Source organism: Sphingobacterium sp. UBA1897 (genome assembly GCF_002337775.1).
Lineage (GTDB): Bacteria > Bacteroidota > Bacteroidia > Sphingobacteriales > Sphingobacteriaceae > Sphingobacterium > Sphingobacterium siyangense.
Genome location: NZ_DDGR01000007.1, coordinates 1 through 17,171, shown reverse-complemented (window position 1 = coordinate 17,171; position 17,171 = coordinate 1). Strand labels below are relative to the sequence as shown.

Below are 17,171 nucleotides of genomic sequence, written 5' to 3'. Positions count from 1 at the left end.
AAGGATCTAAATGACAAAAAGATATGTCCAATGCATTATTTATTTAACGCTAATCTGCTGTTTATTTGCACAACATGCCCAAGCCCAGTATCATTTCGGTAGTTTAACTTATGATAAAGGGCTCTCGAATAGCACCGTATTGAGTATATGCCGTGACAATGCAGGCTTTCTCTGGATCGGTACCAGGGACGGACTCAATAGATACGATGGTAACCGCATTAAACAGTACCGTTCGGATAATAGCGATGTTAACACCATTTCCACGAACAACTATATTTACACCATTGTTGAACATCCGCGCCAAAAGACCCTTTGGATCGGAACACAGCAGGGCCTAAATATTTATCAGCCTAAACAAGACCGCTTTCAGCGAATTAGCTTTGAGCATGTCAAACCTAAAAATAGCAACCATTTTGCGGTTTTAGCAATTTATTTTATTGAATCTAGCGTCTTACTCGGTACAAATAATGGTCTGATGTGCATTAAAAATGCCGATCATCCCAAGATAGAAAACGTGAATATTCTCCCGGGACTGGAAATCTACTCCTTATTACAGCTGGGAAGAAATATCTTGATCGGGACCAATAGAGGATTATATCTTTGGCGGGATCAAAAAACAATTGAACCAATTAAACTAAGTCATACAAATAGCTCAGCGATATCCGTGAAGGATATTAAGCGAGTGGCTACAGATAAAATCTGGATTGCCACGGATGGACATGGTCTTTTTGAATTGGACATCTTATTTCAGCAGATTGCGCATTATACAGGTAAAACGGGACTATCAAGTGATTATGTGCGAGCGATAGCGATAGATAAAGCCAAAAATATCTGGGTAGGGACAATGGAAGGGGCCAATTTGCTACAGCCCGACGGTAGTCAGATACAGCAGATAAAATCGAGTGCCAACAATCCCTTCAGTATCAATGATAATTCCATCAAGACGATTTATATTGATCGGCAGGGTATTGTTTGGATGGGGACAAATTTTGGCGGAATAAACTATCATCATCCGTCGGTATATCCCTTTAAGGTAGATCTTGCAGACGGCAATTTCAAACATCTGAGCGGAAATCTGGTCAGCGCCATTGCCGTTGACGATGATGAAAATACTTGGGTGGGAACAGAACGGGACGGGCTGAACGTTCGCAAAAAGGGTAGCGATGTCTATCGGAAAATAGAGCTTCGGTCCAATACGGTCAAATGCCTGCTCACAGATGATAAATATATTTACGTGGGTACGTTCGGCGCAGGGCTAGCTCGCATCAGCCGTCAAAATACCACAGATATTCGCTATTACAATATTACCGGTGAAAATGGCATTACGCTGCTCCAGAATTACATCAGCAGCATTAACCGGGATCGCCTCGGGAATATTTGGATCGGGACCGGTAACAAAGGCTTACAAATGATCAATAGTCAATTTACGACTGCTATTCAACCTACCAGCACTTTTACAAAAAATACCGCCAACAATTATATCAAGCATATTTTAGCCAGCCGAAACGGTAGTCTATTTATTGGAACGGCCCAGGGGCTTGGTCAACTCTGCAATAGTGCTGAACAACAAGGAATCTATCGTTCTGAGGAACTTATGAAAGATCATTATATCAATACGCTTTTTGAAGATAGGACTTCACAGATATGGATTGGGACGCAAGAAAAAGGGCTTTATAACTATAATCCGAAAACAGGAGTGGTAAACAGGGTGGAGTTATTTCCAACGCGTAGCTATTACCATGTGTTGGGGATTGCCGAAAACAAGGCCAACGAAATTATTATCTCCACAAATAATGGACTCGTGTTTTACAATAAGCTGACTGGAGCAAAACGCTATATGGATATTCAGGATGGTTTCCCAACAAATGAATTCTTACCAAATGCCATTTTTTGTCGGGATGGGCAGCTGCTCGTCGGTTCGCACAAAGGCTTAATCAGTCTCGATGTGTCTCATCACCAGTCAAATGCGGGGGTACCCAAATTGTTGATCTCGGGCTTCTCTATCAATGGTCTGAGCAGGACGAGAGTCGACAAAGTGTTGGGCTATCTAAATCCGGACCGGGCGGAGGAAATTGCACTGAAACATGACCAAAATACGTTTACGATCGACTTTAGTTCAGACAACCTTATCAATCCACAGAAAAACAGCTATGCCTATAAAATTGAAGAACTCGAAAAAGAATGGAATCTGACCGATCAGCCTTCCATAACTTATACCAATCTGAGCCCCGGACGATATACGCTTCGGTTAAAGACGGCAAATAATGACGGACTATGGAGTAACGTGAGCAAATCTGTGGTATTCAACATTGCTCCGCCTTTTTATAAATCTATCTGGGCCTATACTGGGTATACAGTGCTACTGATGGGCATTGTCTATTTTTTCTACCGCTATAACCTGGACAAAAAGCAGCTTAAAACAAAGTTATATTATGAAGAAAAACTGCATCAGGATCAAGCAGCACTGATGCAGTCAAAGCTTGATTTCTTCACCAAGATCAGCCATGAAATCCGCACGCCGCTGACCTTAATCCATGCCCCGATAGAGAAAATATTGCTGGATAAAAGGCTCGATAGTCAAGTGGATGTGCAGTTACAACAGGTGAGACGTAATATTAAGCGGCTGCTACATTTGACGCAAGAACTATTGTCTTTCAATAAAATGGATGCCCAAAAATTGACTTTGAATAAAGTTGTTATAGACGCAACAAGTTATTTTGAGAATATACATCAATCCTTTGTTGTTATAGCCGAAGAATCGGGTATAGGCTATGTCTTGGATAACCAATTTGAAGGTTCTTTTATGGCTGATCCCCAACAGCTGGAAAAAGTATTGCTCAACCTGCTTTCCAATGCCTTTAAATTTAGGAGCGAGCATGCTCCCAAGGTTCAACTTGTCATCCGTCAGCGGAACGAAAATCTGTTTATCCATGTGATGGATAATGGTCAAGGTATCAAAAGGGAAGACCGGGAGCGCATATTCGATACCTTTTACCAAGCTGATACGGGAAAAGGGAAGGAAGGCTGGGGAATCGGATTGTCTTTCGCCAAAGAGCTCGTAGAACTTCATCAAGGAAATCTCTATCTTGACAATCCACTGCAGCTGGGCCAACAGGAGGGCACCGTATTCACCATATTGTTGCCGGCATGTATCCGGCAACAGCAAGGGATACCGACGGAAATTATTTCGGAGACAAGTACGGCTGAAAGTACCGCGGCCTGCATTCCGGACTCGACCCGGGATTATCAGCTGCTGATCGTGGAAGATAATGACGAACTCCGTTCTTTTCTGCTCAACCATCTGCAGACATGCTACAACGTAAGTGCTGCTGCCAATGGAAAGGAGGCGCTTGCGGCAATTGCCGATAGCATGCCCGATATGATTATAACAGATATCGCGATGCCCCAGATGGATGGCTACACGCTGGTGAAATCCATCAAAGCCGATCCGGATATAGCCCACATCCCCGTAATTATGCTGACAGCCAAAGGAGAGGAGCAGGATAGTATCATTGGTTATCAAAGTGGCATCATCAATTATGTAACTAAACCATTCAACTTACAGGTTTTAGATCTTCAGATTTTCAACACCATATCAGCATTAGAATTGGTTAAAGAACGTAACCGACGCTATTTGCTGTTATCTAAACGTGATGAAAACATAAGCAATGCTGCTGCGGCTTATTTGGATAAGTTAAGAACGATGGTCGAAGCACATATCGCCGAAGCTGAGTTTTCAGTTGCGACTTTAGCGGAAAATATGGGACAGAGCCAAAGTGCGCTGTTGAAGAAGGTCAAAAGCCTGACAGGCCTCAGTGTTGCCGAATTGATTAAAGATATCCGTCTGAGTGTCGCTGCCAATCTCCTGATACAGTCTGATCAGGTCGCATCTGTTGCCTATTCCGTAGGATTCAACGATCGAAAGTATTTCAGTAAAGAATTTAAAAAGAAATTTGGTGTAAATCCCACTCAATATAGGGAAAATAGCTTACGCTAAGAGATTTTACCCCTATATTTCCGATTTTTTACCCCCTTATTTTCCATAAAGATCCAAATATTTGTCAAGCTTCTTTCTACGACAGAAAAAAGCTATGGGCAAATACTACCTCATGTCGGATTGCCCGAAAACCAATCATAAAGTGTAATCAATTTATTAAATGTAAAATATGATACCGCATCTAAAAACAATCGTATTGGGAGCGACCTGCCTGTTCCAAGTTCCGCAGCTCTATGCACAAAAGCAGCAGATCAGCGGAATAGTAACCGATATAGTTACCGGAAAGCCATTGCCCGGTGTAAGTATTTTGCAAAAGGGCTCCGGTACAAAAGGAACCACGGACCTTAATGGCCGCTTCTCTTTTCAGGTCTCGGACACTTCAGCTGTACTTATCTTTAGATTTATCGGTTATGATGAACAAGAAGTTGCTGTAAAAGAAGCTAAAGTGCTGAAGATAAAACTCGTACAGACCAATAAATCCTTAGATGAAGTTGTGGTAATTGGGTACGGTGAAGTGCAACGAAAAGACCTTACAGGTTCTGTGGGATCAGTCAATATGCAGGATATCAAGAAGGCTCCCGTTGGTTCTGCATTGGAAGCATTGGCCGGTCGTGTAGCCGGCGTACAGGTCACCTCAGAAAGTGGTAAACCGGGCAGTGAAATGAACATTGTGATCCGCGGGGCCAATTCCCTGACACAAGATAATTCACCCCTGTATGTCATCGATGGTTTTCCAATAGAAAATGCGAACAGCAATGTCCTTAATCCGGATGAAATCGCTTCGATCGAAGTGCTGAAAGATGCATCTGCCACTGCGATATACGGTGCACGTGGTGCCAATGGTGTTATTTTGATCACGACAAAAAAGGGCGAAGCAGGAGCTCCACAGATCAGTTATAATGGCTATATAGGATCGCAGCAGATCATCAATAGCATGGATCTGATGAATGGCTATGAATTTGTCCGTTTGCAGGCGGAACGCGATCCTGTAGGCGCGCAGCTCACTTATTTTAACGATGGCAAGACATTAGAAGACTATAGGTCTGTACCGAGCAACGACTGGCAGGAGCATATTTTTAGGGATGGGGTGATGCACAACCACAGCCTTTCGGTGATGGGCGGCAACAGCAACACAAAATATTCCGTTTCAGGTAATATCTTTGGTCAGCAAGGTATTATCATTAATTCGGGATTTGACCGTAAACAAGGCAAGATCACGCTCGATCAGAGTTTTCAGAAACTAAAAGTCGGTATCAATGCCATGTATACCGGCACACTTACTGATGGTAGCAATCCCGCGGCTCCTGAATCGGCATTCTCCGCCATGAACTACCTGATGTACAGCGTATGGGGCTACCGGCCCATTGCTTTTGCCGATGAAGACCTTTTGAATGATCCAACAGACGATCTCGCTAATCCCACCAACGACTATCGGTTCAATCCCATACTTTCTGCTCAGAATGAGCTCCGCAAAAACTACAATAACCGGCTTATCGTGAACGGTTATGCCGAATATGCGTTCTCGCCGACACTAAAACTGCGGATTAATGGCGGTATTAACAATTCGGATACACGGCTGGACACATACAACAATTCACGCACCCGATATGGTTTTGCCGGAAGCACAAATGGCGTAAACGGTTCGATTCTATACACGCAGAGCAACACTTGGCTCAACGAAAACCTGTTGACCTACAACAAAAAATTTAAAGACCATACCCTGAATGCGGTTGTTGGGATCACTTTTCAGGGCAACAAGTACCATAGGTATGGCTTTTCAGCCATTCATCTGCCCAACGAGATCAAGGGGCTGGCAGGTCTGAGTGAAGGGGTGCCCCAGCCTGTCACTTCCTTGCAATCGGAATGGTCCATGCTCTCGTATCTGGGCCGTGTAAACTATAATTACAAAAGCCGCTACCTCCTGACTGCATCGTTTCGGGCAGATGGCTCATCCAAGTTTGTTGGCAATAACAGATATGGGTACTTTCCCTCTGCTGCATTCGCCTGGCGGCTGATCAATGAACCCTTTATGAAAAATCAGCAACTTTTCTCGGATGCCAAACTGAGACTGGGTTATGGAATTACAGGAAATAACAGGGTGAGTGAATATGCTTCTTTTTCGCCTGTGTACTTTGAAAATACCAGTGTCAGCACCAACGGTTACTATTCCTGGGGAAATGAGCTTTTACAAGGGATGTACCTTGGTATCGGAACACCGGATCTGCGCTGGGAAAGTACGGCACAGCGCAATGCCGGCATCGATCTGGGGCTTTTTAAAAACAGGTTGATGCTGACGGCGGATTATTACCACAAACGCACCTATGATCTCCTGCTCTATGCAGCATTACCCTCCACCACGGGCTATAGCAATGCCTTTAAAAATATAGGTGAAACTAGCAATAAGGGGATTGAATTAACCTTATCGGGAGATGTCATCCAAAAAGCCAATTTTAGCTGGAATAGTTCCTTCAACATTTCCTTTAACCGAAATAAAGTGGTTGAACTTACCGAAAATCAGGAAAGCCTGACCACGGCACTGGCCTGGGATCAGGATTACAGAACTACTCCATTATATATTGCCAAAATCAATCAGCCACTCGGGCAGATGTATGGATACCTCTGGGATGGTGTCTATCAATATGAAGACTTTGACCAACAGCCCAATGGCAGTTACCTCTTAAAACAGACGGTGGCGACCAATGGTAATACACGTAGCTCGATTCGCCCCGGCGACGTGAAGTATAAGGATCTCAATGGGGATCTGGTAGTGGATAATCTTGACAGAACAGTGATCGGACGTGGATATCCCATTCACCAGGGGGGATTTGCGAATACCTTTAAATACAAGAATTTTGATCTCCACTTATTTTTTCAATGGTCTTATGGAAACGATATTGTCAATGCCAATAGGCTGTTGTTTGAAAATGGCAGTAAAGCACATCTCAATCAATTTGCGAGCTATGCGGACCGCTGGACACCGGAAAATACCTCTTCTACCATGCCCCGTGTGGGTGGCCAGGGGCCTAATGTCTATTCGACCCGCATTATCGAAGACGGCTCATACCTGCGTCTGAAAACAGGATCTATAGGTTATACTTTTGATAAGGGTCTGTTAGACAAGTGGAAAATCAAAAGCCTACGTATCTATGCCTCCGTACAGAATATATGGACACTTACCAATTACTCAGGATATGATCCCGAGGTTGCTGTGTACTACTCGGCGTTGACGCCCGGCTTTGACTATTCGTCCTACCCAAGACCCAAAACCTTTGTATTTGGTATCAACCTTAATCTGTAATCTTATGAAACTAGCATTAACAAAAAAATATAAACATTTAAGCTTCTTGTGTTTAGTGGCATCGACTTCAATTTTTTCAGGATGTTCTAAATTTTTGGACAAGCAGCCCTTTGATGTGGTCAAGGAAAATTATTATCAGAATGAAAAGGAGGTGATGACCGGACTTGTTGGCGTATACGATATTCTCGGCAGGGAAGACTTTTACGGATCCACCTATTCGAGCTATCTGACCCTGGGTGATGAGGGGGCCTATTTTCGCTCGTCTTATCTCGCTGGACCAGAAATCTATAGTTACGATGCTTCTAATCCAAAAATCAATGATATCTGGCGATTTCTGTATGAGGGCATTGAGCGGGCCAATTTTTTTCTGAGCAAAATTGAGTCCGTACAGATGGCTGCCTCTGATAAACAGGCTGTGATAGGTGAAGTCAGGTTTTTGCGGGCCTATTACTATTTTATTTTGGTCAGCAACTGGGGGGATGTTCCTTTGAAAACAGCGCCTACAAGTTCGGTCAGTAATGTCAATATCGCACGTACGCCACAGACGGAAGTTTATAACTTTATTGTGCAGGAGATGGAAGCAGCGGATTCCATGGTCAAGGACATTCAGGCGTATGGTCATGCTGGCCGCATTTCAAAATCTGCCGTCCGGGGCATCTTGGCCCGGGTATACCTAAAAATGGCCGGAGCTCCGCTCAATGACGCATCCAAGTATCAAAAAGCATTGGAATGGTCAAGCAAACTGGTCTTTCCACAAGGGGAAGATTATAAACATAGCCTTGTCGCAGATTACAAAAAGATCTTTACAGATATGGCGGCAGACCGGTATAATATCAGCGAATCCATCTGGGAGGTAGAATTCTATGGCAATCGCAGCGGTGATTTTGAAGCTGGGCGCATTGGCAATCAAAGTGGCGTACAGACCAGCGATGAGGGCAAGGGCTTTAGTTATGGTCTGTTGGCTGCCACGCGCAAGCTCTTTGAATCTTACGAACCCACAGATAAACGCCGGGACTGGAATATCGCCAGTTATCGGTACAACCATGCCAACAACTTGATCACAGACTCCGTATTCTATACGGCAGCGGAAATTGAGCGTCGGCATGTCGCCAAATTTAGAAGAGATTACGAGACCTTAAAGCCTAAAAACAGGAATTATACGCCAATTAATTTTCCGCTATTACGTTATGCTGATGTCCTGTTGATGTTTGCTGAAGCCGAAAATGAAGTGAATGGCCCCACGGCCCGTGCCAAAAATGCACTTCAGGAAGTACGTGGCCGTGCACATGCTTCAAACCGGAATGATGAGCTAACCAATGAAAGCGAAATGCGAATAGCTATACGGGAGGAACGCTTTCGGGAATTATGCTACGAAGGGTTGCGGAAATTTGATCTCGTACGTTATGGTACTTTCATTGCCGAAATGAAACTCGTTGCCCAACAGTATAACCAGTTGGCACCGGCCGATTATCGGTACATGGCATTGGCTTTCAATAATGTCAGTGATCGGGATACGTATTTCCCTATTCCGATCAACGAGCTATCGCTGAATAACCTGATGACGCAAAATCCCGCATGGTAACACCAGATAATAATGTGAAAATTATGAAAAGATATATTTATATAGCATCGCTTCTCGTACTGCCGATCCTACAATCATGCGAGAAAAAAGAGGCCATCCCTTTGAACTTAGAAGTCCATACGGATAAAAATAGCTATAAAGTTGGTGAGCAAGTGTTGTTCCATATCAGTGGCAATCCCGACCAGCTGACGTTCTTCTCGGGTGAAGAAGGCCATAAGTACGTTTACCGTGAGCGTACAAAAGCTATTCCACAGGCTGTGACACTGGAGTTTTCGAGCAACCGCCGTTATGGTACGGATGCGCAACAGCCGAATTCTCTCCGCCTACTGGTATCGCAGCAATTTGCAGGAGTTTATCAGCCTGATGCGATCAAGGAGAGCGACTGGATAGATATTACCGCCGCATTTACGTTATCTGGCATCCAGGCCAATGACGCTACCTACATATCCTCGGGACAAGTTGATCTGTCGAAATTAAGTGCGTCGGGTTTTAATCTGAATGCGAATACCATGGTTTATTTTGCTTTTAAATACACCGGGACTACCGGATCGACACAGCCCCGCTGGTGGATCAATCAGTTCAGCCTAAATACCGAAACAACAGAAGGCATCACCTTGCCGATAGCGGATCTGCAAGGTGCAGCCTGGACCTCAATCGGTCTGGAAAATTCTTCTGTCTCCTGGTTATTAAGCAGTGCGGGGCTACGCTTTCAAGGCGGCGGAGCAACAATAGGCTCCAATCAGGTGTGGGCTATCTCAAAACCGCTGGACCTAACCAGTGTGACACCGGATAAAGGGGTAGCGCTCAAAAATATGAGCACCCGGATGGATACCTATGCTTACACTTTCACAGCTCCCGGGACTTATGAAATTACTTTCGTTGGCAGTAATAGCAATGTGTACGGAGAATACCCTGTAGTCAAAACAGTCGAACTGGAAGTGACGGAATGAAACCGACGCATGCGGAAAAAATAATCCGACATTGCCCCAAAAATATAATATACAAGAATCAACAGCGCAGTAAATAAAATCTTATGAAGCAGACACATTATCCTTTTGGACTTAAAATGATATTCTTATTTCTTTTGACAACCCTCTTTTCCTGTGCGCAGCAGCGCACCAAGCAGAACAGTTCCGATTTTGTGGCTGCCGACTTTACGCGAGCCAGAGCGCAATATGACCTGCTCCTTGATAACAGCAACTTTCCTCGGACGTTGGATACAACAGGTCATGTGGTGGGAACCGATGAATGGGATTGGACAGGCGGCTTTTTCCCGGGCGGGCTTTGGTATATATACGAGTATACAAAAGACCCCCAGGTCAAAGCTCAGGCCACAGCATGGACCGAAAAACTGGAAAAGGCGAAGGATCTGACTCAACATCATGACATTGGTTTTGTGATGTACTGTTCGTATGGCAACGCTTTACGGCTGGAGGACGATTCTACAAAGATCAAAAAATACCAGCAGCTCCTCATACATTCAGCAGAGTCTGCCCTGAAACGCTTCGATCCGAAAGTTGGACTGATCAAATCCTGGAATGAAAAAGCTTCCTGGGACGGAAAAACGGTATGGAAATATCCGGTAATCATCGATAATATGATGAATCTGGAGCTGTTGTTTTTTGCATCAACATTAACTGGAGACCCAAAATACAAAAATGCCGCCATCAGTCATGCCGACCATACCCTGAAGAATCATTTCAGACCCGATTACAGCACTTACCATGTGGTGGACTATGATCCCAATACGGGAGCAGTCCTGCATCAGCAGACCAATCAGGGCTATGCCGACAATTCAACCTGGTCTAGAGGGCAGGGCTGGGCAATCTATGGCTATACACTGCTCTACCGCGAAACCAAGGACAGTAAATATCTGGATGCAGCTAGGAAAGCGGCAGATTTTTATATGAATCATCCCAATCTGCCAAAGGATAATGTTCCCTATTGGGATTTTAATGCTGGCCAGGAAGGATACCGACCGGATGTGGATTATGCAAACCGAAAGTTGAACGATATACCACGGGATGCGTCGGCAGCGGCATTGGTCAGCGCAGCCTTGCTGGAATTGTCTACCTATACGACCGGAACAGATGCCAAACGCTATTATGACTTTGCCGAAAGCACGTTGAAATCGCTCTCCTCCAGCGAATACCTGGCTGAAAAGGGGACCAATGGCGGCTTCATCCTTAAGCACTCGACAGGAAGCATGCCACATAAAAGTGAGATTGATGTTCCGCTTATCTATGCAGATTACTACTTTTTAGAAGCGTTGCTACGTTACAGAAAACTAAATGGGGCCTAGTATGAAGATTAAAACGATACTATTGTCGTGCTTTTTGTTGGGCTGTTCGCTATGGTCGTTCGCCCAGCAACAGCCTATGGGCAGCGCCGATAAGATGGCCTGGTGGTCAGCATCCAGATTTGGACTGTTTATTCACTGGGGCCTATATTCTCAGACTGCCGGTGACTGGAATGGCAGGCCAACACGGGGCGGCGAACATTTTATGTTATATGAAAGGATCCCACTGCAACAGTATGCGCAGATCGCCAAGGATTTTAACCCTACTGCTTTTGATGCCGATACCTGGGCAAAGGCCGCCAAGGGGGCCGGCGTGAAATACATTGTCGTTACAGCAAAACATCACGATGGGTTTGCCATGTTTAATTCCCCCAGTAGCGATTATAATATTGTCCAACAGACTCCCTGGCAGCGGGACCCAATGCGGGACCTGGCTGATGCCTGCAAACGTTATGATTTAAAACTTTGCTTTTACTATTCTTTGGGGCGGGACTGGGCAGATCCGGATGTTCCTACCAATTGGCCTAGTAAGGCCGGGCGAAGCAACTTCTGGGATTATCCGAATGAAGACGCCAAAGATTTATCAAAATATATCGAGCGAAAAGTAAAACCACAATTACACGAATTATTGACACAGTATGGTCCCATTGGTATAATATGGTTTGATACGCCCGAACTCTTTACTAAAGAACAAAGCACAGAAATCCAACAGTTCATTCATGATTTACAGCCCAATTGCATCATCAATAGTCGTATCGGCAATCAGCTGGGCGACTACGAAGTCGTTGAGCAATCCCTAATGAATAAAGCAAAGGGCAAATGGGAGGCCTGCATCACAATGAGTCGCAATTGGGGTTTTAATAAGCATGATACAGTCTGGAAAAGTCCCGAAATATTGGTTAGAAATCTTGTGGAAGTTGTTAGTAAAGGTGGAAATCTGCTGCTGAATATCGGCCCGAAAGGGGATGGTACCTTTCCTGTGGAAAGTATGGCCCGATTACGGAGTATCGGAGATTGGATGAACCTTAATGCAGAGGCAATATACGGGGCAGGCGAATGGAAAATACAAAGCGAAGGAAAGCAATTACATGAGGAGGAAACCGAGATTGTGGGGCAACAAACGATCAAAGATGCCGAAAATGATGCAACCTCAAAAGAAATTGTGTCCGACATCCGTTTTACGACAAAGGATGGCTTTGTTTATGTGTTTGTACGAAGTCCAAAAACCGACTTTGCAGCGGTAAAAAGTCTGGCAGCAGGTCAGGCGCGAATAGCGAAAATTACGCTATTGGGAAGCAAGCAGAAAATCAAATGGAAACAGGACGCTACAGCATTACATCTTCCTGTTCCTTCGGCTACAGGCGGAGAGATACCTGTTTATGTTTTCAAGGTAACACTTGTTGGCCAGTCATAAGGCTATACAGCGTTATCAATCAACGGAGAGAAAGGATATTCACAACCAAATTATAACAGATGAAAAAAATCATTTTCAGTTTTGCGGTACTCGGTCTGCTGCTAAATTCTTGTTCCAGCCCATTGGACGGACTCGATTCCACAACAGTGACCAATGTCTCCTTATACGGTAGTTCTGTAGCAAACAGCAGTTTGTCCGGCTCTGGCCTGGTTTCTGCTGGGATGACACTGGCAGAAATCAATGCTGTAATCGAACAGGCAAGTGCCGGCGATACCGTGTGGGTGGAAGCCGGTACTTATCTTATTGATGGTGCCCTGTTGATGAAGCCCGGTATTACGCTTATGAAAAGCGGAAATACAAACCCCATATTTGATGCGCGGGCATCGGACAGTCAGCTGCTTCGGCAGACCTACAGTGCGGCCAATGTTGCTGGCTGTACATTCTCGGGTATTACATTTTGGAATCTGACTTTTTACATCAATAATGCGTCTGACGTTACTTTTAAATGGTGTATTTTTGACTATGGTATTAAGAAAGCAGGTAGCAACAAATCGAATGATCTGCATGATGCTTACATTCGCCTGATCGGCACGGATAAAGCGACCGTTTCAAACTGTGTATTCTCCAGGAGGCAGGGAAACAGCGGAAGAGGGGTGTGGAACGGGTCGGGCAGTACAAATTCAAAGGTCATTGACAATACTTTTGGCAATGCCGGCACAACGGGTTACTTTATCACGGCGATCAATGATAATTCTCAAAGCAATAGCCTGATCAGTGGAAATACCATTTTACGCAATGTATCTTTCAATAATGAAGATGCCAATACCGATCATGGTATTTATGCGCATAGTTTTAACGGTCTGACGATACAGAACAATGTGATCAAAGGCTGGCCGGCGAATGGAAGCGGTGGTGCTATTAAAGCTCGGAACGGGCAGAACTTGGCTATCCTCAACAATGAATTCCATACTTCGGGGATTTTACTGTATATCTATATTGAACCTTCCTCGTACCAGTATCTTAAAAATGTACAGGTCACGAACAACAAGATTTACCTAGATTCATTGATCGGAGGCATGTATGGTGGAATCGGCTATTGGCGGCAGAGCGGCGTTACCGGGCAGGAAGAGTCAATTCTGATATCCGGCAACGAGATGCCAAATGGAGCAATTAGTATTTCGGGATCCAATGGCTTTAGTAGCGCGCAGTTTAATCTATCGGGTGGTGGGGTGTTCAACAATGATCTACACCTGCCTTTTCTTTCGCTTGCGGCAGGTGTAAGTCAATCGGGTAATTACTAACGCCAATAGCGACATCTTTGTACCATCGTAATTTACGGGAATCGCCTCCTTAGGATATTCTTTGACCTCGTAGTCTTGTTCCATTTTTTTAGTATAAATCCAGTACGTTTTAGCAGGGATCGCCTGGCTTATGGTTAATATTACCAAAACTGAAATAATATTTTAGTGTGAAAATGAGAGAGTTTACTTATCTTCTACTTATTACTATTTTTTCCAAATATACGTGGATAGTAAGCTAATGATAGCATGAAAAATCTTCCCATAGCATTTGTGCGCTGCTGTGATAAAGTATTTGCGATGTTCTTAACAGTAAAAAGTCTATTTTGGTTGAGAATATCATTACCAGAAAGGGAAGCCTCAAGATTGTTCTTTTTTAGCATTCTATAACTTACTTTAATATTGAAAATTGAATAATGTTGATTATCACCATAAAACTTATTATCGTAATAAGCGAAGTTGGAAATAAAGGAGAGCCGCCTGCTTACATTTATAAGAGTATTACCCTCGATCTTATGCCATTCACTTTTTATCTTTTCTGAATCATTATTCTGTCTGCTGGAGAGGTTCTTGTAACTATAATTCAGCCCTAGATAAAAGATATCCAAATGACTAAATAGAGTATTAAATTCTATTCCCATCGAAGAATTTAAACTTTTTTCAAAGCTCTGCTGCCCTGCGATATATAATATATAAAAAGGAACCTCTGAGGCACTCCAGTACCCTTCCATTTTGAACTGGAGTTGATCCTTCTTAAATTTTATTGCCCTTGCCAAATTACCCCTAAATATAATTGATCTATTGCGATCTACATTTGTCGGTCTGATAATAGTGCGTCCGCTTGAATCAAACAGCATGCTATATGAAATGTAGTTTTTGGTCATACTCATGCCAGTAGATAATCCATAATAGAACGGGTTTTTATTGAGTCTCTTCTGTTTAAAATCCAGTAGAATCTCATTTTTTCGTGAAGGTTTAAGTTCTGGATTACCCAAATAAAGTGAATATATCTGGATAGTATCGACGACGGGGAATAATTGATCTGTAGTAGGGAAATCGAAGCTTCGGTTATACTTCAAATCAAGTACATTTTCAAATTCGCCAAACTGTAGATTTCTATAATTAAAGGATATCTCCGGACTGAACAGTGTAAAGTAACGGTCAAAGTTTTGAAAATTACGATCTGATCTATTTCTCACATCATAAATATTGTACTTGGCTGCAGCTACGATCTTTGCCGTTTTCTGGTATCTGTCGCTCAACATTTTTAAGTATGTCTTTTCAAAACTTAAGCCGGCTATCAAGTTGATTATCCGTTCGTTACGATCATAAGATAGATCGTTGCTTTTTGATTCATGCCCAATTGAATCAATATCAAAAACTGTATTTCCTACTTTTCGATTAATGATGTTCAAATCACTGGTTAGAAACAAGTACTTATCAAAACCAGGAGTAGCCAATAGATTCCAAAAATTCCCCCATTTGCCAGCCAACCTTTGATTGGTTTCTTTTATAAAATATGGTATACGACGATTGGCAAAAAAATTTGATAATGTGTCAATTGAAGAAAAGAATATGTTGCTAATGAAGATCGCCAATGCCTACGGCGGGCTCGATATGGCCGATGCCGATGTACTCCGGCGGATGATGTCGGGCAAATATCGTAGCAAGGACCACCTGATCGAAATTGAGGATAAGTTCTTTTCCAACTGTAAGGCCAAAGGCTATGACGAGAAGACTAGCCGCGAGATATGGCGGCAGATGGAGAGTTTTGCTGGCTATTCGTTTAACAAGGCACATTCAGCATCTTTTGCCGTAGAGAGTTATCAGAGTCTTTTCCTCAAGACCTACTATCCTTTGGAGTTTATGGTTGCGGTGCTCAACAATTATGGCGGGTTTTACAATCGTAAGGTCTATGTCAATGAAGCACGAATTTCAGGGGGCAATATCTGCCTGCCCTGTGTCAATCAGTCGGTCTTTAATACCTCCATTCAGGATAAGGATATTTACCTGGGTTTTGACTGCCTGCTCAATTTGGAAGGTAAACTGGCTCATCGTATTATTGAGGAGCGTGAAGCCAATGGCTAGTACACGAGTCTAGGAAACTTTGTCAAACGGACACAGACGGGTATTGAGCAGGTCGTTATTTTGATTCGTGTGGGTGCCTTGCGTTTTACAGGGACGGGGGAAAAAGCAATTGCTGTGGGCAGCTCACCTGATGATGAGCAAGCATAAGCCTGTGGCAGCAGGTATGGCGCTCTTTGAGACCGAAAGTCGCAAGCCTATTCTTCCCCCTTTGGAAGAAGATATCTTGGAGGATTATTACGACGAGATGGAGCTGATTGGCTTTTGCGTAACGGGTACGCTATTCGAACTTACCAAAAGCGATTATCGGGGCGATATGCCTGCCAGGGAACTTCATCTGCACGAAGGGAAAATAATCCGCGTTGTGGGGGATTTTGTCTGTGAGAAATTTGTGAAGACCAAGCGTGGCGACCTGATGAAATTCGGAACCTTCCTTGATGCCGAGGGACGCTTTTTTGATACCGTCCATTTCCCGCAGAGCCTAGCCAAATATCCACTCCGTGGAGCAGGAGTCTATTTGGTTTAAGGCAAAGTTGTTCTGGAATACGGTTGCCCTTCCGTTGAGGTGATCCGCTGTGGCAAGATGCCGCTAAAACCCGATCCGAGGAGTGAATAGGACGAAAATGATCTTCATCGGGGAACTTGTTTTAATTCATATACATACTAATGTTTTAATACTAAAAATATTAGTATTAAAATGTTTTTTTACTTATATTTGTATTGTTAACCAATTTAAAAACAATGTATTATGAGTGAGTTGAAACAGTCGAAATATATCGATATTACAACAGATTATGGATTTAAAAAAGTTTTCGGATCAGATACCAATAAAGATCTTCTGATCGCTTTCTTAAACGAACTGTTTAGAGGACGCAAGATTATTGCCGACCTGTATTATAACAAAAATGAGCATGTCGGGGATACAGAGGATATCGGTACCGTTATTTTTGATCTGACCTGTACGGCAGATAATGGCGAACGTTTTATTATTGAAGTGCAGCGCACGGCGCAGGATAATTTGAAAAAGCGCATGCTTTATTACAGCAGTAAATTGATAGCGGATCAGGCACCCAAAGGCAACCGAAGGGCTTGGAATTATGCAATTAGTGAAGTTTATATCATTGTACTGATGGATGGATTTGCAATGCCTGATGCGGGGGATGAGAAGTGTTTTCTGCACGATATTTGTTTATGTTAT

At 43.6% G+C, this 17,171-nt stretch carries 11 protein-coding genes; 10 read left to right on the top strand and 1 reads right to left on the bottom strand.

What is annotated here, in order from left to right; translation table 11 throughout:
- Window positions 1-10: 10 nt before the first annotated feature.
- The 7 genes from B4N43_RS05420 (at window position 11) to B4N43_RS05390 (ending at window position 13,891) form a co-directional block, all read left to right on the top strand.
- Window positions 11-3,997, top strand: coding sequence for a hybrid sensor histidine kinase/response regulator transcription factor (locus B4N43_RS05420; RefSeq protein ID WP_286733353.1), 3,987 nt, complete (start codon window positions 11-13; stop codon window positions 3,995-3,997).
- A 169-nt stretch (window positions 3,998-4,166) separates the two neighbouring features.
- Window positions 4,167-7,295: a SusC/RagA family TonB-linked outer membrane protein gene (locus tag B4N43_RS05415; RefSeq protein ID WP_286733351.1), complete on the top strand. Its 3,129-nt coding sequence runs from the start codon at window positions 4,167-4,169 to the stop codon at window positions 7,293-7,295.
- 4 nt (window positions 7,296-7,299) lie between these two features.
- The gene (locus B4N43_RS05410; RefSeq protein ID WP_286733350.1) at window positions 7,300-8,877 is read left to right on the top strand and encodes a RagB/SusD family nutrient uptake outer membrane protein; all 1,578 of its coding nucleotides are present in this window, start codon (window positions 7,300-7,302) and stop codon (window positions 8,875-8,877) included.
- A gap of 23 nt (window positions 8,878-8,900) precedes the next feature.
- A complete protein-coding gene (locus B4N43_RS05405; protein ID WP_286733349.1) occupies window positions 8,901-9,827 on the top strand; it encodes a DUF5017 domain-containing protein in 927 nt (308 codons plus the stop codon).
- A gap of 83 nt (window positions 9,828-9,910) precedes the next feature.
- Complete coding sequence (locus B4N43_RS05400) at window positions 9,911-11,179, top strand: glycoside hydrolase family 88 protein (protein ID WP_286733348.1); 1,269 nt, start codon at window positions 9,911-9,913, stop codon at window positions 11,177-11,179.
- 1 nt (window position 11,180) lies between these two features.
- A complete protein-coding gene (locus B4N43_RS05395; RefSeq protein ID WP_286733346.1) occupies window positions 11,181-12,590 on the top strand; it encodes an alpha-L-fucosidase in 1,410 nt (469 codons plus the stop codon).
- Between the two features lie 59 nt (window positions 12,591-12,649).
- Complete coding sequence (locus B4N43_RS05390; protein WP_286733344.1) at window positions 12,650-13,891, top strand: right-handed parallel beta-helix repeat-containing protein; 1,242 nt, start codon at window positions 12,650-12,652, stop codon at window positions 13,889-13,891.
- A gap of 194 nt (window positions 13,892-14,085) precedes the next feature.
- Here B4N43_RS05390 and B4N43_RS05385 read toward each other — a convergent pair whose 3' ends face one another.
- Window positions 14,086-15,381 (bottom strand): outer membrane beta-barrel protein, encoded by a 1,296-nt coding sequence (locus B4N43_RS05385; RefSeq protein ID WP_286733341.1) that lies wholly within the window; start codon window positions 15,379-15,381, stop codon window positions 14,086-14,088.
- A 61-nt stretch (window positions 15,382-15,442) separates the two neighbouring features.
- On the opposite strand from B4N43_RS05385, the gene B4N43_RS05380 reads away from it, so the two are divergent.
- The 3 genes from B4N43_RS05380 to B4N43_RS05370 all read left to right on the top strand — a co-directional run.
- Window positions 15,443-15,976 carry a hypothetical protein gene (locus B4N43_RS05380; RefSeq protein WP_157698427.1) on the top strand — a complete coding sequence of 178 codons (534 nt, stop codon included), beginning with the start codon at window positions 15,443-15,445 and terminating at the stop codon, window positions 15,974-15,976.
- 73 nt (window positions 15,977-16,049) lie between these two features.
- Window positions 16,050-16,499, top strand: a complete 450-nt coding sequence (locus tag B4N43_RS05375; protein ID WP_157698428.1) for a hypothetical protein — start codon at window positions 16,050-16,052, stop codon at window positions 16,497-16,499.
- A 222-nt stretch (window positions 16,500-16,721) separates the two neighbouring features.
- On the top strand, window positions 16,722-17,171 hold a 450-nt coding region (locus B4N43_RS05370; protein WP_286733339.1), incomplete at its 3' end, for an Rpn family recombination-promoting nuclease/putative transposase.